Raw genomic sequence first — 23,603 nt, 5'->3', positions numbered from 1 at the left:
GTCCGGGTCCACCGGTATCCGGTCCCGGCCGTACGGAAGGCTGCCTGGGCGAGGCGAGGCCGGGCGATGCGCGGCGGCGGCGAAGCGCGGGCGGCGGGCCGCGGCGGGTTGGGTGCCGGTGCACCGGTGTCCGGGTCCACCGGTATCCGGTCCCGGCCGTACGGAAGGCTGCCTGGGCGAGGCGAGGCCGGGCGATGCGCGGCGGCGGCGAAGTGCGGGCGGCGGGCCGCGGCGGGGCGGGTGCCGGTCCACCGGTATCCGGGTCCACCGGTATCCGGTCCCGGCCGCAGGGAAGGCGGCCGGAGCGATGCGCGGCGGTGCCGGATCGGATGCCGGAGGTGCCGCGGAGGCGACCGGGCCAGTAGGCCGGTGCCCGTCCGTCCGTTCGTTCGGCTGATCGGGCCGGGTGCGGGCCGGTCGCCGGGTGGCTGACCGGTGGCGCGAGGCCGGGTTCGGGGCCTCGGCCGGGCCGGCAGCGGAGGGGCGGGGTCCGCGAGGCCGGCCGGCGGTTCGGCGGCGCCTTCGGTTTTCCCGGTGCCGTCGGCACCGGCGCGCGATAGCGTCACCTCGTCCCCGTGTGACGCAATTCCCGGACTCGACGCGGTCCCCGGACCGGACGCGGTTCCCGCACCCGGAACAGTCCCCGGACCCGGCGCGGTTCCCGGATTCCCGGAGGTGCCCGTGGTCGCCGACGTCTGTGCCAGCTGCGGCAAACCGCTGCCCGCGCGAGCGGGCCGCTCGGGCCGCAGCTCCCTGTACTGCTCGCCGGCGTGCCGGCAGAAGGCGTACCGCAGGCGCCGGGGATCCGACGAGGCCGCGGCGGCCGGGGTGGACGGTCTGATCGAGGACATCGCCCGGCAGGTCAAGGAGCTGGCCCCGCAGCCGCCCTCCGTCCTGTACTCGGGAGTGACCGACCTGTCGTCGTCCGTCGCACGGCTGCGGCGGGTGGCGCGGCTCGCCCGGGACACGGCGAAGGAATCCGTCACGCCGGCCCCCGTGACGCAACGCCCCGGCACCGGACCCCTCCTCACCGAGGCCGACTTCGCCGCCCTCACCGAGTCCCACCGCCGCGAGATCCAGGTGCACTGCTACCGCATGACCGGCTCCTACGACGACGCCGAGGACCTCGTGCAGGAGACGTTCCTGCGCGCCTGGCGGGCCCGGGACGCCTTCGAGGGGCGGGCCGGCGCGCGCACCTGGCTGTACCGCATCGCCACCAACGCCTGCCTGGACTTCCAGCGCCGCACCGCCCGCCGCCCGCGGCGCTACGAGCCGGTCCCCGGCATGGACCACGGCACCGGCGAGGCACCCGACCGCCTCACCTGGCTGCAGCCCTACCCCGACGACGAGCTGCCCTCGGCCGAGGAACAGCCGGAGGCCGCCGCCGTCTCCCGGGAGACGCTGGAGCTGGTCTTCCTCGCCGCGCTCCAGCACCTCCCGCCCCGCCAGCGGGCCGTGCTGATCCTGCGGGACGTGCTGGGCCTGAGCGCCGCCGAGACCGCCGAGGCCCTCGGCCTGACCGTGGCCTCGGCCAACAGCGCCCTGCAACGGGCCCGGCCCACCCTGCGCGACCACCTGCCCCGGCAGCGCGCCGACTGGACCGCGACGGAGCCGACCGACGCCCAGCGCGCCGTGCTGCAGCGGTACATGACGGCCGCCGAAGCGCTCGACTTCGCCGCGATGACCGACCTGCTCAGCGAGGACGTCCGGCTCACCATGCCGCCCAACCCCTTCTGGTTCGCGGGCCGGGACGCCCTCCTGCGGTTCCTGCGCCCCACGCTCGACCCGGCGTCCCCCGTGTTCCTCGGCCACTGGCGCCACCTGCCCGCCCGCGCCAACGGCCAGCTCGCGGCCGGGGGTTACGTCCGCAGGCCCGGCACGAACGTCTACCGCGCCCAGGTCCTCGACGTCCTCCGCTTCGACCAGGAGGACAGGGTCGTGGAGATCACGTCCTTCGAGCCGCATCTCTTCCCCGCCTTCGGGCTGCCGCTGCGGCTGTGATCCGCCGGACGTCCGGCGACCGATGAGCGTCCGCGGTGGCGTGCGTCTGTATGAGCGGCTGGTACGGAACACCTCCGAAGGAGATCATCATGCAGCTCACCGACAGGACCGCGATCGTGTACGGCGCCGGCGGCTCCATCGGCGGCGCGGTCGCCCGCGCCTTCGCCGCCGAGGGCGCCCGGGTGCACCTCGTCGGACGCACCCGCGAGACGCTGGAGGCGGTGGCCGCGGACCTCCCGGGCGCGGAGGTGGCCGTCGTGGACGCCCTCGACGAGCCGGCCGTGGAGAAGCATCTGGAGCAGGTCGGCGACGTCGACATCTCCTTCAACCTCGTCACCCGCGGCGACGTGCAGGGCGCCCCGCTCACCGACATGGCCGTGGACGACTTCATGCGCCCCGTGATCAACGGCACCCGCGCCAACTTCATCACCGCCCGGGGCGCCGCCCGCCGGATGGCCGAGCGCGGTTCGGGCGTCATCCTCACCCTCAACAGCGGTTCCGCGCACGGAAGTCCGATGATGGGCGGCACCGGTCCGGCCGACGGGGCGATCGACACGCTGGTGCGGAACCTGGCGGTGGAGTGCGGGCCGCGCGGGGTGCGGGCCGTGGGGCTGTGGGCGGCCGGGGTGCCCGAGACGTTCACCGTCGAGAAGCTCTCCGCGGTCGACCCGGCGATCGACGAGGGCGCGGTCCAGGGCATCATCGCGGGCCTCGCCGGCATGCGGATGACCCGCCGCAACCCCACCCTCGCGGACGTCGCGGCCACGGCCGTGTTCCTCGCCTCCGACCACGCGGCCGGCATCACCGGCACGTTCGTGAACGTGACGGGCGGGATGGTTCCGCGCTGAGGACACGCGAAGGGCGCCCGGCGGACCGCCGGGCGCCCTTGTCGCCGTACGAGGGGCTTACGAGGGACTACGCCTGCGCGGCCCTGTCCGCCGCCTGCGCCCTCAGCGCGCGCTCCACGCCCGAGCGGGACTCGGAGACCAGCCGGCGCAGGGCCGCGCTGGGCTCGGCGGAGGCCAGCCAGGCGTCCGTACGGTCCAGCGTCTCCTGGGAGACCTGGATCGCCGGGTAGAGGCCGATCGCGATCTGCTGGGCGATCTCGTGCGAGCGGGAGTCCCAGAGGCCCTTGACGACCTCGAAGTACTTCTCGGCGTACGGCGCGAGCAGCTCACGCTGGTCGGTCTGGACGAAGCCGCCGATGACGGCCTCCTGGACGGCGTTGGGCAGCTTGTCGGACTCGACGACCGAGGCCCACACCTCCGCCTTCGCCTCCGCGGTCGGACGGGCGGCGCGGGCGCTGGCCGCGTGCCGCTCACCGGCGGCCGTCCGGTCGCGCGCGTACTCGCCGGCGATCTCCGTCTCGTCGTAGCGGCCGACCGCCGCGAGCCGCTGCACGAGCGCCCAGCGCAGCTCGGTGTCGACGGCCAGGCCCTCGATGGTCTGCGAGCCGTCCAGCAGCGCCTCCAGCAGGTCCAGCTGCTCCGGCGTGCGGGCCGTCGCCGCGAAGGCCCGCGCCCAGGCCAGCTGGTGGTCGCTGCCGGCCGCGGCCGAGCGCAGATGGGCCAGCGTGGCGTCGGTCCAGCGGGTGAGCAGGGCCTCGCGGGCGGACGGGTCGGCGTACAGGTCGATCGCGAGCTTGACCTGGCGGTGCAGCGACTGCACGACACCGATGTCGGACTCCTTGCCGATGCCGGACAGGACCAGGGAGAGGTAGTCGCGGGCGGCGAGCTCCGCGTCCCGCGTCATGTCCCAGGCCGACGCCCAGCACAGGGCGCGCGGCAGCGAGGACTCGAAGTCGCCGAGGTGCTCGGTGACGAAGGCCAGCGACCGCTCGTCGAGGCGGACCTTGGCGTACGACAGGTCGTCGTCGTTGAGCAGGACGACGGCCGGGCGGCGCCGCCCGGCCAGCTGCGGCACGGCGGTCAGCTCGCCGTCCACGTCCAGCTCGATCCGGTCGTCGCGGACCAGCTTGCCGCTGTCGGAGTCCAGTTCGTACAGGCCGACGGCGATGCGGTGCGGGCGCAGGGTCGGCTCGCCCTGCGCGCCGGCGGGCAGGGCCGGGGCCTCCTGGCGGATGGCGAAGGAGGTGACGACCCCGTGGGCGTCCGTCTCGATCTCCGGGCGCAGGACGTTGATGCCCGCCGTCTGCAGCCACTTCTTCGACCAGGTCTTCAGGTCGCGGCCGGAGGTCTCCTCCAGCGCGCCCAGCAGGTCCGACAGGCGCGTGTTGCCGTAGGCGTGGCGCTTGAAGTACGCCTGTACGCCCGCGAAGAACTCGTCCATGCCGACGTAGGCGACGAGCTGCTTGAGGACCGAGGCGCCCTTGGCGTAGGTGATGCCGTCGAAGTTGACGAGCACGTCGTCCAGGTCGCGGATCTCGGCCATGATCGGGTGGGTGGAGGGCAGCTGGTCCTGCCGGTAGGCCCACGTCTTCATGGAGTTGGCGAAGGTGGTCCACGAGTGCGGCCAGCGCGAGGCGGGGGAGTGCGCCTGGCAGGCGATGGAGGTGTAGGTGGCGAACGACTCGTTCAGCCACAGGTCGTTCCACCACTCCATGGTGACCAGGTCGCCGAACCACATGTGGGCCAGCTCGTGCAGGATGGTCTCGGCGCGCAGCTCGTAGGAGGCGTCCGTCACCTTGGAGCGGAAGACGTACTGGTCGCGGATGGTGACCGCGCCCGCGTTCTCCATCGCGCCCGCGTTGAACTCCGGCACGAAGAGCTGGTCGTACTTCTTGAAGGGGTACGCGTAGTCGAACTTCTCCTGGAACCACTCGAAGCCCTGCCGGGTGACCTCGAAGATCGCGTCCGAGTCGAGGTACTCCGCGAGCGAGGGCCGGCAGTAGATGCCGAGCGGGACGGACTGGCCGTCCTTCTCGTACACGCTGTGCACGGAGTGGTACGGCCCGGCGATCAGCGCGGTGATGTAGGTGGAGATCCGCGGGGTCGGCTCGAACTCCCAGACGTCGTCCTTGGGCTCGGGCGTCGGGGAGTTGGAGATGACGGTCCAGCCGGTCGGCGCCTTCACGGTGAACCGGAAGGTGGCCTTCAGATCCGGCTGCTCGAAGGAGGCGAACACGCGGCGGGCGTCCGGGACCTCGAACTGCGTGTAGAGATAGGCCTGTTCGTCGACCGGGTCGACGAACCGGTGCAGGCCCTCACCGGTGTTGGTGTAGGCGCAGTCGGCGACGACCCGCAGGACGTTGCGGCCCTCGAGCAGGCCGGGGAGGGCGATGCGGGAGTCGGCGAAGACCTCGTCCGGGTCGAGCGCGTCGCCGTTGAGCGTCACCTCGTGGACGGTCGGGGCCACCAGGTCGATGAAGGACTCGGTGCCGGATTCGGCCACCTCGAAGCGCACCGTGGTCACGGACCGGTAGGTGCCTCCCTGCTGCGCGCCGGAGAGGTCGAGATCGATCTCGTACGAGTCAACGGTGAGCAGCTTCGCCCGCTGCTGCGCCTCTTCACGGGTCAGGTTTGTGCCAGGCACCGGGTCATCTCCTCGTCATGTGTCGGTTGCGCCATCCTTCCACGTCGCGGGCCGGTTGCACCGAGGGCTATCCCTTCAGTGCCACGTCCGGTTCCCGCCGGTCACGCGGCGGTGCCCGGGCCAGCCTGGGACGCATGACGACCTATGCGGCACGACCCATCGCCCCGTCCGTCCTCGCGGAGCTGCGCGTCACCGACGACGCGGGCCGCCCGGCGGCCCCCTTCACCGACGACGAGGGCGGCGCCCCGCTGCGCTGCTGCCTGCGCCGCAGCGCGCCCGGTGAGCGGATCGCCCTCGTCTCCTACGCCCCCTTGCGCCGCTGGGCCGCCGAGACGGGCGCCCGGCCGGGTGCCTACGACGAGCAGGGACCCGTCTTCATCCACGCGGACGACTGCGCGGGCCCGGACGGCGGCACCGGCCACCCGTTCGTGGGCGCCCACCGCACCGTGCGCCGCTACTCGGCCGACGGTCACATCCTGGGCGGGGCACTCGTCGACACGCCCGACGACGCGGCCCTCCACACAGCGTTCGACGACCCGGCCGTGGCACTGGTCCACGTCCGGGCCGTCGAGTACGGCTGTTTCCTCTACGAGGTCAGGCGGCCCTGACCCGCCGGGTCAGCCCCGCAGCTCCGCCGCCACCAGCTCCGCGATCTGCACCGCGTTCAGCGCGGCGCCCTTGCGGAGGTTGTCGTTGGAGATGAACAGGGCCAGGCCGTTGTCGACGGTCTCGTCGCGGCGGATGCGGCCGACGTAGGAGGGGTCCTTGCCGGCGGCCTGGAGCGGGGTGGGGATGTCGGAGAGCTCGACGCCCGGGGCGTCCCTCAGCAGCTCCGTCGCGCGCTCCGGGGAGATCGGGCGGGCGAAGCGGGCGTTGACCTGGAGGGAGTGGCCGGAGAAGACCGGGACGCGCACGCAGGTGCCGGAGACCTTCAGCGCGGGGATCTCCAGGATCTTGCGGGACTCGTTGCGCAGCTTCTGCTCCTCGTCCGTCTCGTTCAGGCCGTCGTCGACGAGGTTGCCGGCGAAGGGCAGCACGTTGAAGGCGATGGGGCGCTTGTAGACGCCGGGCTCCGGGAAGTCCACGGCCTCGCCGTCGTGGGTCAGCTTGTCCGCGTCGGCGACGACCTTCTGGGTCTGGCCGTGCAGCTCGGCCACGCCCGCGAGGCCCGAGCCGGAGACCGCCTGGTAGGTGGCGACGACCAGGGCCTCGAGCCCCGCCTCGGCGTGCAGCGCCTTCAGGACCGGCATCGCGGCCATCGTCGTGCAGTTGGGGTTGGCGATGATGCCCTTGGGGCGGTCCGCGATCGCGTGCGGGTTCACCTCGGAGACGACCAGCGGCACCTCGGGGTCCCGGCGCCAGGCGGAGGAGTTGTCGATCACGACCGCGCCCTGCGAGGCGACCTTCTCGGCCAGCGCCTTCGAGGTCGCGCCGCCCGCGGAGAACAGGACGATGTCCAGGCCGGTGTAGTCGGCACTCGCCGCGTCCTCCACCGTCACGCCGTCCAGCTCCGTCCCCGCCGAGCGGGCCGAGGCGAACAGCCGCAGCTCGGTGACCGGGAAGTCGCGCTCCGTGAGGATCCTGCGCATGACCGTGCCGACCTGTCCGGTGGCTCCGACGATTCCGACCCTCACGGTGACTCCCTCTGCGTGTGCGTGCCTGGCGGCTGCTTGCGTGTCTGCGGCGTTTCCATCATGCGGCCGACCCGGGTCCGCCTGTCCAATTCTTTGCACTCCATGCCCGAGGAGTGGAACGCCGGAGGTGTGACGTCCGCCTCTGGACGATTCGCCGGCCGTCCGCCGAACGTTTCCGTGCGCTGCCGCGTCGTAGAGGAAACACGGTGAGGGGGGTGGCTTGTGCTGCGCGGAAGGGTCCGCCGTGCGCCGGAGGACGACGATCCGCTGGACACGGCCCAGGAACGCCGGGTGCGGGCGGTGCTCGCGCTGGGCGGGGTGCCGCAGGCGGACCTGCCGGACGGGGTGCAGCAGGTGCGGCTGCGGCTGCTGGAGCGGGCGGCGAAGGGGTACGAGGCGCCGCGCGATGTCTCCGCGTGGGCGGCCGTCGTCGCCTCCAACCTGGCGATGGACTGGCACCGCGCCAAGCGCCGCCAGCAGCGGATCGGCGAGCGGCTGGCCTCGCTGCGGCAGCCGGAGCATCCCTCGGGCGAGGACACCAGCGTGCTCTCGCTCGCCGTCGCCCAGGGCCTCGACGAGCTGCCCGACGCCCAGCGCCAGGTCCTCGTCCTGCGCTTCTACGCCGACCTGCCGGTCCGCTCGATAGCCGAGGAGCTCGGCGTCCCGGAGGGCACGGTCAAGAGCCGGCTGCACACGGCGGTACGGGCCCTGCGCGCCCGCCTGCACGAGGACGAGGTGGTGTGACATGGCCGCGGAAGACCACGGCACCGACGCGCTCATGGCCGCGCTCACCGGCGAGGAACCGCCCGGCGGGGACCGAGCCGACGCCGCCTTCCTCAGCGAGTACCGCGCGGCCCGGGCCGACGTGGCCCTGCTGCGGGCACAGCTCGGCCTGATCGGGGACGCGCTGGCCCAGGACGCGGCGGTGCGGCGGCGGCCCGCTCCGCCGCGGGCGCCGCGGGACCGGCGCCGGGCCCGCGGGTTCGCCTCCGGCCTCCTGGCCGTGGCCGCCGTGGCGACCGTGCTGGCGGGGATGGGCTGGCTGGTGACACGGGCCGGCGGCGGCGCGGGCGAGGACTCCGGCGCGAGCGCCGACAAGGCCGCGGCTCCCTCCGCGGCCTCCTCCGCGGGCTCCGCCCTGGGCGACCCCGGCCGTCTCGCCTGCGCGCGGCTGGTCGCGGAGGGTGAGGTCACGCGCGTGGAGCCGGTGCCCGCGACCGCGGGCCAGGAGCGGATCACCCTGCACGTGACCCGCTCGTACAAGCCGGAGAAGGCCCCGGAGAAGGTGGTCTTCGTGCTCGGCCGGGGCCTCGCCGAGAAGGGCCTGCACAAGGGCGAGCGCGTCCTGGTGGCCCTGCCGGAGGGGTCGGCGGTCGCGGACCGTGTGGTCGTCGGCGCGCGCGAGATCGCCCGTGAACGCGCCGGTCTCGTCCGCGCGCTGCCCGCGGCGGCCGGCCTGCGCTGCGGCCGGTGAGAAGAGGCAGGCGGGAAGGCGCAGGCGGTGAGAAGAGGCAGGCGGTGGGAAGGGGCAGGCGGTGGGAAGGCGCAGGCGGTGAGCGTGGCCCGGATCCGCCCGTGCGCGCGGACGGCGTCGCCCGCGCCCGCCCCTTCCGCGGGCGATCCGTCCACGGCCTTCTCCAGGGCGTCGCGGGCCCGCAGCGCGTGCCGCAGGGTCGCCGGGCCGGCCGTGAACCGCCCCTCCAGCCCGTTCGCCGCGAGCCACCCGGTCGGCCCCCGCCCGCCGGCCCCGCCCGGACGCATTAACTTCTCCGGGTGCGACGGACATCGAGGGTGGCGGCCTACGCCGTGTGCATCCGTGACGACGACATCCTGCTGGCCCGCTGGACCGGCGGCCGGGGCAGCCCCGAGTGGACCCTGCCCGGCGGCGGCATGGAACACGGTGAGTACCCCCACGACACCGTGCTGCGCGAGGTGGAGGAGGAGACCGGGTACCTCGTCGAGATCACCGGCCTGCTCGGCGTGGACTGCATCAGCCGCACCACCGCCCGCCGCTTCCGCCGCACGGTCGACCACCACGGCGTAGGTCTCCTCTACGAGGCCCGGGTCACCGGTGGCGGGCTCCGCCACGAGGTCGGCGGCTCGACGGACCTGGCGGCCTGGCATCCGCTCGCCGACGTGGGCGGCCTGCGCCGGGTCGGCCTGGTCGACGTGGGGCTCAGGCTGTGGCGGGAGCGGCCGGCGACGGGACGGGTGACGGCGCAGGCCGGGGAGTGACACGCGCCGCTCCCGCGGTGCCGTGAACCGTCTGGCCTACCCCGGCAGATGAACACGGAGTGACCGCGCCCCGGCCTGGTGACGAGCGGCCGTGGGCGCGTCGGGTGGGCCGAGATCCACGTACGGTGATCGGTGTTGCGCGTTGCCGCCTCGTTCACGCGCAGGTCATTCCCGGTGCCAAGCATCCAGAGCGAGCGGGATGTTCGCGAAAGCGACCGCCCGCGACCACTGCCGACGCGTCCGCACTCGGGGAGATCGCGCCATGTCGCGCACACGCTCTGTCGCCGCCAGCATCCCGGCGGTCAACCGCCGTACCGTCCTCGCCGCCACCGGCGCGGCGGCCGTCTCCGCGGGCGTCGGGTACGCCCTGCGGCCGACCGACAGCCAGGCCGCCACCACCACCGGCACGGAGGTCACCCGGGTGGTGGCGCAGTCGCGCCGGGCCCCGGCCGCGCCCCTCGCGCCGTACACCCGGGGCACCACTCTCGCGAGCGTCGCCACCCCGCGCCCGGGCTCCGGCTACCGCCGCCTCGGCGGCGGCCCGGGCTGGGCCCGCGTGGTGCGCGGCGACCTGGCCGCCCCCAAGCCGGGCCGGGCCGGCCGGCGCACCGCGCTCGCCGCGTTCGTGCAGCTCACCGACCTGCACCTGATCGACGCCCAGCACCCGATGCGCCTGGAGTACCTGCGCTCCACCGACCGGCACGCCTGGCGCCCGCACGAGGCGCTGACCGTGCAGGGCGCGATCTCGCTGGTCGAGCGGATCAACGCGCTGCGCGGCGCCCCCGTCACCGGTTCCGCGCTGCACTTCGCCATGACCACCGGCGACAACACGGACAACAACGCGAAGTCCGAGCTGGAGTGGTTCCTCAAGATCATGAGCGGTGGGCGGTTCACGCCCAACACGGGGGACGCACGCCACTACGAGGGCGTCCAGAACAGCGGCCTGAAGACCTACTGGCAGCCCGATTCCGCCCTGCGCGACGGCGACAAGCAGCTCGGCTTCCCGCACCTTCGGGGCTTCCTCGCCGCCGCGATCCGCGAGGTGCGGAGCCCGGGCCTGAACCTGCCCTGGTACTCCACGGTCGGCAACCACGACGCCCTGCCGCTCGGCTGCTACGGCCACGGCGACTCCTGGCTCGCCGAGTACGCGGTCGGCGGCAGGAAGCTGATGTCGCTGTCCGCGTCCGAGGCGAAGAAGCTGCAGGACCTCATCAGGAGCGGCGGCGACCCGAAGGGCCTCGCCTTCCGGGACCTGCTGAAGGCCCACGCCCGTGACATGCGCTCGGTCACGCCGGACCCCCGGCGCGCCCCGTACACCCCGGCCGACTACCTCGAGGCCCACCTCGACCCGGCGCACCGCGGCCCCGGCCCGGTCGGCCACGGCTACTCCGGCGCCAACCTCGAGTCGGGCACGCAGTACTACACCTTCCGCATCGCCGACGACGTCGTGGGCATCAGCCTCGACACCACCGACCCGGGCGGCCACTACCAGGGCTCCATCGGGACGGCCCAGTTGGACTGGCTGGAGAGGCAGCTGAGGGACAACAGGGACTCCTACGCCGTCGTCTTCAGCCACCACACCAGCGGGACGATGACCAACACCCACCACGCCGACCCGGCCCGGCCGCACGAGCGCCGGCTGGGCGGCCGGGCGGTCCTCGACGCCCTCGGCCGTCACCGCAACGTCCTCGCCTGGGTGAACGGCCACATCCACCGCAACGACATCACCGCGCACACGTCCCCGGCCGGCGGCTCCTTCTGGGAGATCTCCACGGCGTCCCACGTGGACCACCCGCAACTCGCCCGGGTCATCGAACTGGCGGACAACAAGGACGGCACGATCTCCCTGTTCACCACCCTCGTCGAGTCCGCCGCCCCGCACCGCACCGACTTCGCCGACCTCAGCCAGACGGGCCTGGCGGCCCTGTACCGCGAGGTGTCGTACAACGCGCCGGGCGCCAGCACGCGCCTGGGCGGTGACGCCGCCGACCGCAACACGGAACTGGTGCTGCGCAAGCACTGAGGGGTGAAGAAGGGCCGAAAGCGGCCCAACCGGCCCGCGGTGCGTCAACCTGGTCCCGGCGGACCGGGTCTGATCCCCCGTCCGACCCGGCGTGAAGTCCGGAGCCAACAGTGAGATGGGGGAGAACACCACATGAACACACGCGTGCGTACGACCCTGGTCGCGGCGACGGCCGTGGCGCTGTCCGCGGCCCTGGCCGGGCCCGCGCTCGCGGCGGCGCCCGCCAGAGGCGGCGGCGCCCACGACGCGACCCGGCGGGCCGCCGAGGCCGTGGTGAAGCAGGGCGTGCCCGGGGTGACCCTCACCGCGAGGCAGGGCCACGCCACCTGGTCGACGACCGCGGGCGTGGGCGACCTCAGGACGGGCGCGCCCCGCTCGGCCGCCGACCGCTACCGGGTCGGGAGCATCACCAAGACCTTCGTGTCCACCGTGCTGCTCCAACTGGAGGCGGAGGGGCGGCTGTCGCTGGACGACACGGTGGACACCTGGCTGCCCGGCGTGGTCCGCGGCCACGGCCACGACGGCCGTGCCATCACCGTCCGCCAGCTGCTCAACCACACCAGCGGTGTCTTCAACTACACCGCCGACGAGGCCTTCGGCCGCAGGTACTTCCGCAAGGACGGCTTCTTCGAGCACCGTTACGACCGGGTGTCCCCGGCGGACCTGCTCGCGATCGCGATGTCCCACAAGCCGGACTTCGCGCCGGGCACCTCCTGGAAGTACTCCAACACCAACTACCTGCTGGCCGCCATGGTGATCGAGAAGGTCACGGGCCGTCCCTACGCCGCGGAGATCCGCGACCGCGTCATCGCGCCGCTGCACCTGACCGCCACCTCGGTCCCCGGCACCCGCGTCACCGTCCCGCGGCCCAGCAGCCGCGCCTACTCCAAGCTCGCCGACACGGCGACGGGCCCCACCTACGACGTCACCACCCTCAACCCCGCCATCGCCTACGGATCCGGTGAGATGATCTCGGACTCCGCCGACCTCGACCGCTTCTACTCGGCCCTGCTCGGCGGCCGCCTCCTCCCGCCCCACCAGCTGAAGGAGATGAAGACCACGGTGCGGACCGGCGGCGCGCCCGGCATCCGTTACGGCCTCGGCCTGATGGACCGCACCCTGTCCTGCGGCGGCCACCCGGTCCACGTGTGGGGTCACGACGGCGGCATCCACGGTTCCGTCTCCGACGCGGTGACCACGGCGGACGGCCGGCACTCCCTGGCGCTCAACCTCAACGGGGACTGGACGGGCGACACGGAACCGGTGATCGAGGCGGAGTTCTGCGGCGACTGAGCGCGAGGCGGCGACCGGGCGCGAGGCGGCCACTGAGCACGAGGAGGCGACCGAGCACGCGAGGCGGCCGCACGAGGAGGGGCCGCACGAGGAGGGGCCGCCCGGTCGCCCCGGCGGCCCCTCCTCTCCCCTCCTGATACCGGCCCGGTCCGTCACTACCGGGGCAGCACCACGACATAGGCGGCGGGTTCCCGGTCGCCGGAGGCCATGAGCGCCGTCCGGACGACCGCCGCCTGCTGCTCCATGGAGTCGCGCAGCTTCTTGGGTGTGACATGGACGACCGTGATGCCCAGGCGCTCCAGGTGCTCCCGCTTGCGGGCGTACTCGGACCACAGCGCGTCCTCGTCCTGCCGCGGGGCCCGGGTGTCCAGTTCCAGGGCGACGGCCTGCTCGGGCCAGTAGGCGTCCAGGCCGCCGAGGTGGGGGCCGCCGGGCAGACGGAGGTCGACGTTCCAGACCGGGTCGGGCAGCCCGTACTCCCGCACCATCCGGTACAGCCGGTCCTCAGCGATCGCCCGGCCCTCGGCCAGCAGGGAGTCCACCGCGTCCACCACGTGCGGGCGGCCCAGCAGCTTCGCCTGGTTCAGCGCCCGCACCACCGAGGCCGGTTCGCAGTGGCCGCCGCGCACCGCCTCGGTCAGCAGCCGCCGCACCGTGGAGGCGTCCGACAGCTGCGACACCGCGTCGGCCAGGGCCCGCGGCACCGGCGCGAGGGGAACCCCCGTCACCGCCCGGGGAGTCGGCAGGGCCGGCGTGCGGACGACGCGCGCGCACCCCGTCGAGCGCAGCCGGCGCAGCCGCGGGACCAGCACGTCGATCCTCTCCAGCGACGGCAGCGGCGGCGCGGAGGTGAAACCGTGGAGCGCCAGCGCCGCCAGTCCGGTGATCATCGCCTCCGCGTAGACGGGCCGGTGCGGTTCGTCCGGGCGGGGCTGGGCCGGCACCCCCGGCGCCGACTCGCGGGACGCGTACATCAGCACCGCGTGCAGCCGCTCCTCGCTGGTCGGCGGGCCCGGGTGGAGGAGGAAGACACCCGGGAGGATCTGCTGCCAGGCCCCGCCGGCGCGGCACTGCTCGTTCATCTGCGCCGACGAGACCCCGTGCGCACGCAGCTGAGCCGTCGTCAGCACGCGCCGGTGCACCTCGGAGAGGTGACGCAGGGGGCGGGGGGAAGCCGGGGGGAGCGGGGTGTTGTGGTTCATGACTCGGGCTTTCCGCGCCCGGTCGGTTCTTTAACCGCTGTTACACGCCCGTCGACAAATACGGACAAGGCATCACTAAAGGACGGGTGTTCGGATGCCGATAGGGCACGGAAAACCCCTGGTCCATTCGGGTTGGGCCAGGGGTTACGGGTGTTATTGACCGGATTCCGTAACGGTCACGGGCCGATCAGCCGTTGGCCAAAGCTTGGGCGCGCAGGGCCCGCGCCAGATCGTCCCGCGCCTCCAGCACCAGCCGGCGCAGCGCGGGCGCGGCGCCCTCGTGCGCGGCGAGCCACGCGTCCGTCGCCCCGAGCGTCGCGGGCGCGTCCTGGAGCGCCGGGAACAGCCCGCGCACCACGTCCATGCCGATCTGGATGGACCGCTGCGTCCACACCCGCTCGATCACCTCGAAGTACTTCGGCGCGTACGGCGCGAGCAGCTCGCGCTGCGAGGACTGCGTGAAGCCCGCGATCGTCGCCTCCACCAGGGCGTTGGACAGCGAGTCGGACTCCACGACCTGCGCCCAGGCCTGCGCCTTGACCGCCTGCGAGGGGCGGGCGGCGAGACAGCGGATCTGGTGGCGCTTGCCGGACGCGGTGTCGTCGCGGGCCAGTTCGGCCGCCAGCACCGACTCGTCCGCCGCCCCGTGCGCGGCGAGCGGCTCCAGGAACGTCCAGCGCAGCTCCTGGTCGACCTCGAGGCCGTCGATCTTGTCCGTGCCCTCCAGCAGGCCCCGCAGCAGGTCCAGATCGTCCGGGGCCGACGCCACCGTCGCGTAGAACCGCGCCCACGCCAGCTGGTGCTCGCTGCCCGGCTCGGCCGCCCGCAGGTCCCGCAGCGCGGTCCGGGCCAGCTGCTCCTCGCCCCTGGGCCGCCACGACGCGGGCGAGTAGTGGACCAGCGCCGAGCCCGCCCACGCGTGCAGCATCTGCAGCACGCCGATGTCGGACTCGCGCCGCCCGAACCGCACCACCAGGTCGATGAAGTCGGCCGCGGGCAGCAGCGCGTCCCGTGTCATGTTCCACAGCGCCGACCAGCACAGGGCGCGGGCCAGCGGGTCGGTCATCGCGCCCAGGTGCTCGCGGAGCGTGGCCAGGGAGGTCGCGTCGAAGCGGATCTTGCAGTACGTCAGGTCGTCGTCGTTGACCAGGACCAGCTCGGGTGCCTGCTCGCCGGCCAGCTCCGGCACGACCGTCCGGGCCCCGTCGACGTCCGCCTCGGCGCGCGCGTACCGCACCAGGCGGTCGTCCTCGCGGCGGTACAGGCCCACCGCCACGCGGTGCGGGCGCAGTTCGGGGTGCGACTCGGCGGCTTCCTGCACCACCGCGAGCTCGTCGACGCGGCCCTCGGTGCTCAGCAGCACCTGCGGGGTGAGGGAGTTGACGCCGGCCGTCTGCAGCCAGCCGCGCGCCCAGGCGCCCAGGTCCCGGCCGCTGGTCTCCTCCAGCGCCGACAGCAGGTCGCCCAGACGGGTGTTGCCGTAGGCGTGCCGCTTGAAGTAGCGGCGGGCGCCCTCCAGGAAGGCGTCCTGGCCGACGTACGCCACCAGCTGCTTCAGCACGGAGGCGCCCTTGGCGTAGGTGATGCCGTCGAAGTTGAGCTTCGCGTCCTGCAGGTCGCGGATGTCGGCGGTGACGGGGTGGGTGGAGGGGAGCTGGTCCGCGCGGTAGGCCCACGCCTTGCGGCGGTTGGCGAAGGTGATCCAGCCGTCGGTGAAGCGGGTGGCGCCGACCAGGGCGAAGGCGCCCATGAAGTCCGCGAAGGACTCCTTCAGCCACAGGTCGTCCCACCACTCCATGGTGACCAGGTCGCCGAACCACATGTGCGCCATCTCGTGCAGGACGACGTTCGCCCGGCTCTCGTAGGACGCGCGCGTCACCTTGCCGCGGAAGATGAACTCCTCGCGGAAGGTCACCAGTCCGGGGTTCTCCATCGCGCCGAGGTTGTACTCGGGCACGAACGCCTGGTCGTACTTGCCGAAGGGGTACGGGTAGTCGAAGTGGTCGTGGAAGAAGTCCAGGCCCTGTTTGGTGACGAGGAAGACGTCCTCGGCGTCGAAGTAGGGGGCCAGGCCCTTGCGGCACAGGGCGCCCAGCGGGATCCGCAGCCGCGTGCCGTCCTCGAGGGTCCGCTCGTAGAGGTCCGTCACGTAGTGGTACGGGCCGGCCACCACGCAGGTGATGTACGTCGAGATCGGCTTGGTCTCCGCGAACCGCCACACGCCGTCGGTGCGCTCGCCCGCGCCGTTGCTCCAGACGGTCCAGCCCTCCGGGGCGCGCACCTCGAAGCGGTACGGGGCCTTGAGGTCGGGCTGCTCGAAGCCCGCGAAGACGCGGCGGGCGTCGGCGGGCTCGTACTGGGTGTACAGGTAGACCTCGCCGTCCTCGGGGTCGACGAAGCGGTGCAGGCCCTCGCCGGTGCGGGAGTAGGCGCACCGGGCGTCCACCACCAGCTCGTTCTCGGCGGCGAGGTCCTCCAGGAGGATGCGGGAGCCGTCGAAGACCTGGCCCGGGTCGAGGTCGCGGCCGTTGAGGGAGACGGAGGTCACACTCGGTGCGATCAGGTCGGCGAAGGTGGCCGCGCCGGGCTCGTTGCAGCGGAAGCGGACCGTGGTGACGGAGCGGAACGTGCGCGGACCGTCCCCGTCCTCCCCGCCCACCGCCGAACGCAGGTCCAGGGCGACCTCGTACCCGTCGACGGACAGCAGGGCGGCCCGCTCCCGGGCCTCGTCGCGGGTCAGATTCTCACCGGGCACGGGCGGTACTCCCTCGGCTGGCGTTCGGCATGTGGACAGGGCCGATCCTGCCATGTGCTCCTGACAGTGGGCACCCGGGAATCGGGTGGCCACCGCGGGAATGGGGCGGACGGCGCCCGGTGTTGTTTGTTGAAACCGACACAATTGCGAGGAGAGCCATGTCCGACACCGCGACCACCTCCGCCAGGACCCCCGTCGACTTCTGGTTCGACCCGCTGTGCCCCTGGGCCTGGATGACGTCCCGATGGGTGCTGGAGGTGGAGAAGGTCCGGGACATCGAGGTGCGCTGGCACGTCATGAGCCTGGCGGTGCTCAACGAGGACAAGCTGGACCAGCTGCCTGAGGACTACCGGGAGATGCTCGCCACCAAGGCGTGGAAGCCGGTGCGCGTGGTGACCGCGGCCTGGCAGAAGCACGGCGAGGACGTGCTCGGCCCGCTCTACGCCGCGCTCGGCACGCGCTTCCACAACAACGGCGAGGGCCCGACCGCCGAGGCCATCGCCGGCGCCCTCGCCGACGCCGGCCTGCCCGCCGACCTCATCGACTACGCCGACCAGGAGGACTTCGAGTTCGACGCCGAACTGCGCGCCTCCCACAAGGAGGGCATCGACAAGGTCGGCCAGGAGGTCGGCACCCCGGTCATCGCCGTCCCCGGCGCGGACGGCGGGCAGCTCGCCTTCTTCGGCCCGGTCGTCACCCCGGCCCCCAAGGGCGAGGACGCCGCCAAGCTCTGGGACGGCACCCTCGCGGTCGCCTCCGTCCCCGGCTTCTACGAGATCAAGCGCACCCGCACGGTGGGCCCCGACTTCAGCAACCTGTGACCGTGCGGGCCGGCTGAAGCAGGCCGGCGCCGGGGCACCCGGGCGTCACCGCCCGGCGGCCTCCTCCTCGCGGAACGTCTCGGGGAGGAGGCCGCGGTCGTACTTGTTGAGATGGCGGTAGTACGTCAGACAGCCCTTGGCGGTGCAGCGCCAGAGGTTGTCCACCTGGTGGCCGTCGCCCTTCGCGGCGCGGACCGCGGCCTTCTCCTCGTCGTCGAGGAGCCGGAAGGGCTGCATGGTGCCGCAGGTGGGGCAGTCCAGTGTGCGTGTCCTCATCAGGCTCTCCTCGCTCGGTCGCGGGCCTGCGCCAGCCGGGCCAGATGGTCCTCGTACGCCGTCGCGTAGTACGCCGCCCGGGCCGGGTCGGGGTCCACCACCGCGGACGCCCGCGTCCAGGCCCGCGCGTCCAGCGGGAGCCCGTACCGCTCCGCCGCCGCCAGCACCGCCCCCCGCGCCCCGACCTCGCCCTCGACGACCCGGAGGGGACGGCCGAGGACATCGGCGAGCAGGCGCATCCAGGCGGCGCTGCGGGTGCCGCCGCCGCAGACCGCGAGGGAGCCGGTCAGCCCCGCCGCCTCCAGGCAGTGGCGGGCCGCGTAGCCGATGCCCTCGCAGGTGGCGCGGATCAGGTCGGCCTTCGTGGACTCCAGGCTGACGCCGGTGAGTTCGGCGCGCAGCCGGGGCTCGACGAACGGGGCGCGCTCGCCGGAGGGCGCGAAGTACGGCAGCACGCGGACGCCGTTCGCCCCCGGCGGGGTGTCCGCCAGCAGCGCGTCGGCCTCCTCGTGGCGGACGCCCGTCGTCGCCAGCACCCAGTCCAGGGCCGCCGTGCCGACCATCGCGGGCATGGCGCGCAGCCAGTGACCGGGACGGTCGGTGGAGATGTACAGGCCGGCCGGCTCGCCCGTGAGGTCCAGGTCGGTCGTGGCGACCAGGCAGGCCAGGCAGGTGCCCACGATCAGCAGGCCGTCCCCGGGACCGGTCACCCCGGCGCCGAGCGCGCAGGACGGCAGGTCGTAGGGGCCGTTCGCGAGCCGGGTGCCCGGCGGCAGCCCCTCGCGCGCCTCGGCCGTCGCGATCGGGTCGCCGACGGGGGCGAGCAGTCCGCGGCGGTGCGTGAGGCCCAGCAGCTCCACCACCCGGTTGTCGTAGGACCGGGTGCGCGGGTCGAGGAACGGCATCGACGCGTCCGACACGTCCGTGGTCGCCGGTGCGCCCGTCAGCCGGCGGAAGACCATGTCCTTGCAGTACAGGGCCGTGCTCGCGGCGTCGAGGGAGGCCGGCTCGTAGCGGTCGAACCAGGCCAGCAGCGGGCCGGGGCACCCCGGGAACATGGCGCTGCCGGTGCGCCGGAACACCGTCTCGAAGGTGCCGTCCGCCAGCCACTGGTCCAGCAGTTCATGGGCCCGGCCGTCCATCCAGGAGGCCGCGGGCCGCACCGGGCGGCCCTCCTTGTCGACCAGCCAGACCCCGTCGCCCTGCCCGGTCAGCCCGGCCAGCTCCACCGGCTCCCCGACCCGCGAGGTCAGCTCCCCGAGGACCGCGACGACGGCCGCGTACACCTCCTCCATGTCCTGCTCGGCCGCGCCCCCGCGCAGCCCGAGTCCCACCGGGCGCGCCTCGACGGCCAGTTCACGCCCCTCGCCGTCGAACGCGGCGGCCTTCACCATGGACGTGCCCACATCGATACCGACGTACATGTCGCCTCCCGGCTCGTCAGCTCAGGCAGTTCGTCAGGTCAGCTCAGGCGGTCTGTCAGGTCAGGCAGTGCGCCGGCGGCTCACCGCGCGCCCAGCGTCCCACCTCTTCGGCGGCGATCCGGGCCGCCTTCCGCGCCACCGCGCGCGAGGCCCCGCCCAGGTGCGGCGTCATCACCACCCGGTCGGCCAGGCCGAACAGCCGGGAGCCGGCGGGCACCGGCTCCCGCGCGTAGGTGTCCAGGGCCGCCGCCGCCACGTGCCCGGCCTCCAGGGCGTCGCACAGGGCCTCCTCGTCGACCAGCGGCCCGCGCGCCACGTTCACCACCACCGCGCCCGGCGGCAGCAGCCCGAGCTCACGGGCGCCGATCAGACCGCGGGTCTCGGCGGTGAGCCGGGCGTGCAGGGTGATCACCGCCGAGCGGCGCAGGAGCTCGTCGAGCGAGTCCACGCGCAGACCGTGGATCTCGCCGCGCGCGTAGGGGTCGTACACCATCACCCGCGCGCCGAACGCGCACAGCGCGCGGGCGACCCGGCTGCCGACGGCGCCGTATCCGACGAGCCCGACGGGCAGGTCCTCCAGCTCCAGCCCGCTGTGCTCGTACGTGTAGTACGCCGCCCCCTCCCAGCTGCCCCGCCCGGCCAGCAGGCCGTGCGCCTGCGGGATGCGGCGCAGGGCCGCCAGCAGCATGCCGACGGTGAACTCGGCGGTCGCGGCGGCGTTGCGGCCGGGGGCGTAGCAGACGCGGACGCCGTGCCGCCCGGCCGCGTCCAGGTTGACGTTGACGGGGCCGCCCCGGCACACGGCCACCAGCCGCAGGTCCGGGCAGGCGCCGAGAACGCGCTCCGTCACCGGGCCCATCTGGGTGACCAGCACCCGCGCGCCGGCGAGCGCCTCGATCAGCTCCTCCTCGGCGTCGCTGGCCTCCGTCACCTCGGCCACCGGGCCGAACGGCTCCAGCGGCCAGCCGAGGGTCAGTTCCCGCACCTCGCAGTCGAGCTCGCGGCGGAGCGCCGCCGTGATGAGCGACGGCAGGACGAAATGGTCGCCGGCGGCGACGACCCGTACCGGTCCGCTCGTCGCGGGGCGCTCCCCGGGTTCAGGTTCGGTCATCACTGCCCTTCGTGGTGGTCGTGGCGCAGATCTCGTGACGGACCCTGTGCTCGTCCAGATCCCGCAGCGCCTGCGCCGACGCCCCGTCGTCGATGAGGAGCAGGTCGAAGCGGGACAGCGGGGCGACCCGGTGCAGCGCGACCCGGGCGAGCTTGGTGTGGTCGAGCAGCAGGACGTTGCGGGCGGCCGCGTCGAGCATGGCCCGCTTCACCGACACGATGTGCTGTTCCTGGTGGTAGGCGTGCCCTCCGTGCACGGCGGACGTCGAGGTGAAGCACACGTCCACGCGCAGCTGCCCGACGGCCTCCACGCAGGACACCCCGAGGAAGGAGGAGTGCAGCGGATCGTAGTCGCCGCCGAGGGCCATCAGGTGGATGCCCCGCTGGCCGGCGAGCAGATTGATCGCCTCCAGGAAGTTGGTGACGACCGTCAGCGGGGTGATCGCGCCGGTCCGCAGGCGGCGGGCCAGCTCCAGGGCGGTCGTGGAGTCGTCGAGCATGATCGCCATGCCGGGCTCCACCGACCGCAGCGCGTGCTCGGCGACGGCGGCCTTCTCGGCGCGCATGGCCTTCAGCCGGTACTGGACGTTGGACTCGAAGACACCGGACGGCTGGGCGGTGACCCCGCCCCTGGACTTCCTCACGATCCCCTGCCGTGCGAGTTCGTCGAGGTCGCGGTGGACCGTCATCAGGCTCACCCCGAAGCGCTCGGCGAGCTCGGCCGCGGTCGCCGAGCCGTCGGCCAGGACCCGCTCGGCCATGGCGGCCTGCCGGCCAGCGGGGCCCGGCCGGCGTGCGCCGCTGTCGTCGCTGCTCATCGCGTCCCGATCGGTCGTCTGGCGGGCCCGGGCCCGATACGGCGTGACGCACCGGGGCGACACCTCGAACCGGCTCGCCAACCGAGGGTGTAACGGCCGAAGTTGCGCGTCAATCCCTCGCGCGAGCGAACGTCACGGGTCAATATCGGAGGCGGATGTGAAGTTCACAGGCCGATCCGGTACGCCCGGGAGGTACGGATGCGGGACGAGCACGAGGCGTGGCTGGGGATCGACCTCGGAACGCAGAGCGTCCGGGTGCTGGCCGTCACCGGGAACGGGACGGTCCTCGGCGGCGGCTCGGCCCCCGTCCGCGGGCACCGCGAGGGCAGGCGGCACGAGCAGGACCCGGAGGAGTGGTGGCAGGGCGTGCGCACCGCGGCCCGGGCCGCGCTCGGCCCGGTCACGGGTGCCCGGGTCGGCGGGCTCGCGGTGTGCGGGACGTCCGGGACCGTACTGCTGACGGACCGGGCGGGACGGCCGCTGAGCCCCGGGCTCATGTACGACGACGGGCGGGCGGCGGCCGAGGCGGCGCGGGCGCGGGCGGCGGGCCTGGCGGTGCAGGACACCTGGGCGCTGCCGAAGGCACGCCTGCTCGTCGAGGAGTACGGGCCCGGACGGATCACCCACCAGCCCGACGTGATCACGGCCCGGCTCGTCGGCAGGCCGGTGCCGACCGACTCCAGCCACGCCCTGAAGACGGCCTACGACGTGGAACGGGAGGCCTGGCCGGACGTCATGGGCCTGCCCGGCGAGATCCTGCCCGAGGTCGTCCGGCCCGGCACGGTGCTCGGGGAGGTCTGCCCGGCCGCGGCCGAGGCCACCGGCATCCCCGCCGGCACGCCCGTCGTCGCCGGGATGACCGACGGCTGCGCGGCGCAGATCGCCTCCGGCGCCCTGCGCCCCGGCTCCTGGAACTCCGTGCTGGGCACGACCCTCGTCGTCAAGGGCGCCGCCACCGAGCCGGTCCGCGACCCGTCCGGCGTGGTCTACAACCACCGGGCGCCGGACGGCGGCTGGCTGCCCGGCGGGGCGTCCAGCGTGGGGGCGGGGGTGCTGACCGCAGCCTTCGCGGGCGCCGACCCGGCGGCGATGGACGCGCGGGCGGCCGCGTACGAGCCCGCGGGCGCGGTGGCCTACCCGCTGGTGTCGCCCGGCGAACGGTTCCCGTTCCTGGCGCCCGGCGCCTTTGCCCTGGTCCTGGGCGAGCCGGCCGGGGACGCCGACCTGTGGGCCGCGCTGCTCCAGGGCGTCGCCTTCACCGAACGGCTCTGCCTGGACTACCTGCACTTCCTCGGCGCCCCGCTGGACGGACCGCTCACCTTCACCGGCGGCGGCGCCCGCAGCCCGTACTGGAACCAGCTGCGCGCCGACATCCTCGGCCGCCCGGCCCGGGTGCCCGAGCAGACCGAACCGGCCCTGGGCATGGCCGCGCTGGCCGCCCACGCGACGGGCTCGGGCCCCCTGGCGGACGTCGCCGAACGCATGGTCCGCATCGCCACCCGCCTGCGGCCCCGGCCCGACCGCACCGCCCGCTTCGCCGAGCCGTACGCCCGCCTGGTGGACGAGCTGACCGCCCGTGGCTGGCTGTCCGCCCCGGTGGCGGAACACGCACACACCCGGCTCCGGCAGACCCTGGACGCCGGCCACCGCGATGCTCCGGACCACGACGATGCTCCGGACCACAGCGATGCTCCGGACCACCGCGATACTTCTGACTCATGAGCACCACCCTCCTGCTGGCCCGGCACGGGCAGACCGTCTGGCACGCCGAGAACCGCTACGCCGGGGTGAGCGACGTCGCGCTGACCGACACCGGGCGCGCACAGGCCGAGGCGCTCGGGCGCTGGGCCGCCGCCCACCCCGTCGACGCCGTCTGGACCTCCACCGTCTCCCGCGCGGTCCTCACCGCCGAGCCCGCCTGCCGCGCGCTCCGGCTCGCCCCGCACCGCGAACCCGGCCTCAGGGAATGCGACTTCGGCGTGGTGGAGGGCCGTACGCTCGCCGAGTTCGCCGAGCAGGACCCCGAGGCCGCGGCCGCCTTCCGCGCCGACCCGGTGGCGCACCCCTTCCCGGGCGCCGAGGACCCGAGGGCCGCCGCCGACCGCGGCGCCGCCGCCCTGCGGCGCATCGCCGCCGCGCACGAGGGCGGGCGGGTCCTGGTCGTCGCCCACAACACCCTGCTCCGCCTGGTCCTGTGCCGGCTGCTCTCCATCCCGCTCGCCGACTACCGCCGCGTCCTCCCGCGGCTGCGCAACGCCGCCGTCACCGAACTCCGTGTGGATGCCGGGTCGGTCGGGCTGCTCTCCCTGAACGTGCCGTGCGAAGAGGAACCCGCGCGGGCGGCCGGCCGCACCGCCTGACCCGTGGGCGCGGCACCGCACGGCCCGGATCGCGGTCGCCGGGCGCCGGGCGCCGAGACCTCCGACCGGGCCACCGGGAGGCCCGGGGACGTTTGGCGGGACCCCACAGACGGGACCGCCGCCGGTGAGGTGAGCCCGGCCTCACTGCCTCCGTGACCG

Annotated in this window: 19 protein-coding genes; 11 read left to right on the top strand and 8 right to left on the bottom strand. The window is 73.9% G+C overall.

Annotated features, from left to right (window positions below):
• The first annotated feature begins 681 nt into the window (after window positions 1-681).
• Entirely contained in the window at window positions 682-2,001 is a 1,320-nt protein-coding gene (locus ACJ9NR_RS14085; protein ID WP_412487899.1) for a sigma-70 family RNA polymerase sigma factor, read from the top strand.
• 89 nt (window positions 2,002-2,090) lie between these two features.
• On the top strand, window positions 2,091-2,849 hold the full coding sequence (locus ACJ9NR_RS14080; RefSeq protein ID WP_412487898.1) for an SDR family NAD(P)-dependent oxidoreductase: 759 nt from the start codon (window positions 2,091-2,093) through the stop codon (window positions 2,847-2,849).
• Between the two features lie 67 nt (window positions 2,850-2,916).
• Here ACJ9NR_RS14080 and pepN (ACJ9NR_RS14075) read toward each other — a convergent pair whose 3' ends face one another.
• On the bottom strand, window positions 2,917-5,493 hold the full coding sequence (pepN, locus tag ACJ9NR_RS14075; RefSeq protein ID WP_412487897.1) for an aminopeptidase N: 2,577 nt from the start codon (window positions 5,491-5,493) through the stop codon (window positions 2,917-2,919).
• Between the two features lie 134 nt (window positions 5,494-5,627).
• On the opposite strand from pepN (ACJ9NR_RS14075), the gene ACJ9NR_RS14070 reads away from it, so the two are divergent.
• On the top strand, window positions 5,628-6,101 hold the full coding sequence (locus tag ACJ9NR_RS14070) for a DUF1203 domain-containing protein (RefSeq protein ID WP_412487896.1): 474 nt from the start codon (window positions 5,628-5,630) through the stop codon (window positions 6,099-6,101).
• Window positions 6,102-6,110: 9 nt separating this feature from the next.
• On the opposite strand, the gene ACJ9NR_RS14065 is transcribed toward ACJ9NR_RS14070, so the two are convergent.
• Entirely contained in the window at window positions 6,111-7,127 is a 1,017-nt protein-coding gene (locus ACJ9NR_RS14065) for an aspartate-semialdehyde dehydrogenase (RefSeq protein WP_412487895.1), read from the bottom strand.
• Window positions 7,128-7,349: 222 nt separating this feature from the next.
• On the opposite strand from ACJ9NR_RS14065, the gene ACJ9NR_RS14060 reads away from it, so the two are divergent.
• The 5 genes from ACJ9NR_RS14060 to ACJ9NR_RS14040 all read left to right on the top strand — a co-directional run bounded on the left by ACJ9NR_RS14060 (window position 7,350) and on the right by ACJ9NR_RS14040 (window position 12,678).
• The gene (locus ACJ9NR_RS14060) at window positions 7,350-7,871 is read left to right on the top strand and encodes a sigma-70 family RNA polymerase sigma factor (protein WP_412487894.1); all 522 of its coding nucleotides are present in this window, start codon (window positions 7,350-7,352) and stop codon (window positions 7,869-7,871) included.
• Window position 7,872: 1 nt separating this feature from the next.
• Window positions 7,873-8,601 (top strand): hypothetical protein, encoded by a 729-nt coding sequence (locus ACJ9NR_RS14055; RefSeq protein ID WP_412512694.1) that lies wholly within the window; start codon window positions 7,873-7,875, stop codon window positions 8,599-8,601.
• A 299-nt stretch (window positions 8,602-8,900) separates the two neighbouring features.
• On the top strand, window positions 8,901-9,362 hold the full coding sequence (locus tag ACJ9NR_RS14050; protein ID WP_412487892.1) for an NUDIX hydrolase: 462 nt from the start codon (window positions 8,901-8,903) through the stop codon (window positions 9,360-9,362).
• A gap of 262 nt (window positions 9,363-9,624) precedes the next feature.
• The gene (locus ACJ9NR_RS14045) at window positions 9,625-11,385 is read left to right on the top strand and encodes a TIGR03767 family metallophosphoesterase (protein ID WP_412487891.1); all 1,761 of its coding nucleotides are present in this window, start codon (window positions 9,625-9,627) and stop codon (window positions 11,383-11,385) included.
• 132 nt (window positions 11,386-11,517) lie between these two features.
• Window positions 11,518-12,678 (top strand): serine hydrolase domain-containing protein, encoded by a 1,161-nt coding sequence (locus ACJ9NR_RS14040; RefSeq protein WP_412487890.1) that lies wholly within the window; start codon window positions 11,518-11,520, stop codon window positions 12,676-12,678.
• Window positions 12,679-12,833: 155 nt separating this feature from the next.
• Here the strand turns inward: ACJ9NR_RS14040 and ACJ9NR_RS14035 are convergent, their stop codons facing one another.
• A complete protein-coding gene (locus ACJ9NR_RS14035; RefSeq protein WP_412487889.1) occupies window positions 12,834-13,880 on the bottom strand; it encodes a hypothetical protein in 1,047 nt (348 codons plus the stop codon).
• A gap of 187 nt (window positions 13,881-14,067) precedes the next feature.
• A complete protein-coding gene (gene pepN, locus ACJ9NR_RS14030; protein ID WP_412487888.1) occupies window positions 14,068-16,635 on the bottom strand; it encodes an aminopeptidase N in 2,568 nt (855 codons plus the stop codon).
• Window positions 16,636-16,793: 158 nt separating this feature from the next.
• Here pepN (ACJ9NR_RS14030) and ACJ9NR_RS14025 point away from each other — a divergent pair, with 158 nt between their 5' ends.
• Window positions 16,794-17,456 carry a mycothiol-dependent nitroreductase Rv2466c family protein gene (locus tag ACJ9NR_RS14025; RefSeq protein ID WP_412487887.1) on the top strand — a complete coding sequence of 221 codons (663 nt, stop codon included), beginning with the start codon at window positions 16,794-16,796 and terminating at the stop codon, window positions 17,454-17,456.
• A 45-nt stretch (window positions 17,457-17,501) separates the two neighbouring features.
• Here ACJ9NR_RS14025 and ACJ9NR_RS14020 read toward each other — a convergent pair whose 3' ends face one another.
• The 4 genes from ACJ9NR_RS14020 to ACJ9NR_RS14005 are packed head-to-tail and all read right to left on the bottom strand — an operon-like array spanning window position 17,502 to window position 21,084.
• Entirely contained in the window at window positions 17,502-17,732 is a 231-nt protein-coding gene (locus tag ACJ9NR_RS14020) for a hypothetical protein (RefSeq protein WP_412487886.1), read from the bottom strand.
• Window positions 17,732-19,156 (bottom strand): FGGY family carbohydrate kinase, encoded by a 1,425-nt coding sequence (locus ACJ9NR_RS14015; protein WP_412487885.1) that lies wholly within the window; start codon window positions 19,154-19,156, stop codon window positions 17,732-17,734. The genes ACJ9NR_RS14020 and ACJ9NR_RS14015 overlap by 1 nt, the downstream gene beginning before the upstream one ends.
• 55 nt (window positions 19,157-19,211) lie before the next feature.
• Complete coding sequence (locus ACJ9NR_RS14010) at window positions 19,212-20,267, bottom strand: 2-hydroxyacid dehydrogenase (RefSeq protein ID WP_412487884.1); 1,056 nt, start codon at window positions 20,265-20,267, stop codon at window positions 19,212-19,214.
• The gene (locus tag ACJ9NR_RS14005) at window positions 20,254-21,084 is read right to left on the bottom strand and encodes a DeoR/GlpR family DNA-binding transcription regulator (RefSeq protein ID WP_412487883.1); all 831 of its coding nucleotides are present in this window, start codon (window positions 21,082-21,084) and stop codon (window positions 20,254-20,256) included. The genes ACJ9NR_RS14010 and ACJ9NR_RS14005 overlap by 14 nt, the downstream gene beginning before the upstream one ends.
• A 198-nt stretch (window positions 21,085-21,282) precedes the next feature.
• Here ACJ9NR_RS14005 and ACJ9NR_RS14000 point away from each other — a divergent pair, with 198 nt between their 5' ends.
• Window positions 21,283-22,806: an FGGY-family carbohydrate kinase gene (locus tag ACJ9NR_RS14000; RefSeq protein WP_412487882.1), complete on the top strand. Its 1,524-nt coding sequence runs from the start codon at window positions 21,283-21,285 to the stop codon at window positions 22,804-22,806.
• Entirely contained in the window at window positions 22,803-23,444 is a 642-nt protein-coding gene (locus ACJ9NR_RS13995) for a histidine phosphatase family protein (protein ID WP_412487881.1), read from the top strand. The genes ACJ9NR_RS14000 and ACJ9NR_RS13995 overlap by 4 nt, the downstream gene beginning before the upstream one ends.
• Window positions 23,445-23,603: the final 159 nt, after the last annotated feature.

The sequence above is a fragment of the Streptomyces sediminimaris genome (genome assembly GCF_047049295.1).
Taxonomy (GTDB): domain Bacteria; phylum Actinomycetota; class Actinomycetes; order Streptomycetales; family Streptomycetaceae; genus Streptomyces; species Streptomyces sediminimaris.
The sequence above is the reverse complement of the archived record's forward strand: the minus strand, read 5'-3'. Positions and strand labels throughout refer to the sequence as shown.

What these genes read in the sequence shown, in the direction of transcription:
- ACJ9NR_RS14070 (WP_412487896.1), top strand. Translation starts at nt 5,628, where the DNA reads ATGACGACCTATGCGGCACGACCCATCGCCCCGTCCGTCCTCGCGGAG.
- ACJ9NR_RS14045 (WP_412487891.1), top strand. Translation starts at nt 9,625, where the DNA reads ATGTCGCGCACACGCTCTGTCGCCGCCAGCATCCCGGCGGTCAACCGC.
- ACJ9NR_RS14040 (WP_412487890.1), top strand. Translation starts at nt 11,518, where the DNA reads ATGAACACACGCGTGCGTACGACCCTGGTCGCGGCGACGGCCGTGGCG.
- ACJ9NR_RS14005 (WP_412487883.1), bottom strand. Translation starts at nt 21,084, where the DNA reads ATGAGCAGCGACGACAGCGGCGCACGCCGGCCGGGCCCCGCTGGCCGG.
- ACJ9NR_RS14000 (WP_412487882.1), top strand. Translation starts at nt 21,283, where the DNA reads ATGCGGGACGAGCACGAGGCGTGGCTGGGGATCGACCTCGGAACGCAG.
- ACJ9NR_RS14020 (WP_412487886.1), bottom strand. Translation starts at nt 17,732, where the DNA reads ATGAGGACACGCACACTGGACTGCCCCACCTGCGGCACCATGCAGCCC.
- ACJ9NR_RS14015 (WP_412487885.1), bottom strand. Translation starts at nt 19,156, where the DNA reads ATGTACGTCGGTATCGATGTGGGCACGTCCATGGTGAAGGCCGCCGCG.
- ACJ9NR_RS14025 (WP_412487887.1), top strand. Translation starts at nt 16,794, where the DNA reads ATGTCCGACACCGCGACCACCTCCGCCAGGACCCCCGTCGACTTCTGG.
- ACJ9NR_RS14010 (WP_412487884.1), bottom strand. Translation starts at nt 20,267, where the DNA reads ATGACCGAACCTGAACCCGGGGAGCGCCCCGCGACGAGCGGACCGGTA.
- ACJ9NR_RS14055 (WP_412512694.1), top strand. Translation starts at nt 7,873, where the DNA reads ATGGCCGCGGAAGACCACGGCACCGACGCGCTCATGGCCGCGCTCACC.
- ACJ9NR_RS14035 (WP_412487889.1), bottom strand. Translation starts at nt 13,880, where the DNA reads ATGAACCACAACACCCCGCTCCCCCCGGCTTCCCCCCGCCCCCTGCGT.
- ACJ9NR_RS13995 (WP_412487881.1), top strand. Translation starts at nt 22,803, where the DNA reads ATGAGCACCACCCTCCTGCTGGCCCGGCACGGGCAGACCGTCTGGCAC.
- ACJ9NR_RS14080 (WP_412487898.1), top strand. Translation starts at nt 2,091, where the DNA reads ATGCAGCTCACCGACAGGACCGCGATCGTGTACGGCGCCGGCGGCTCC.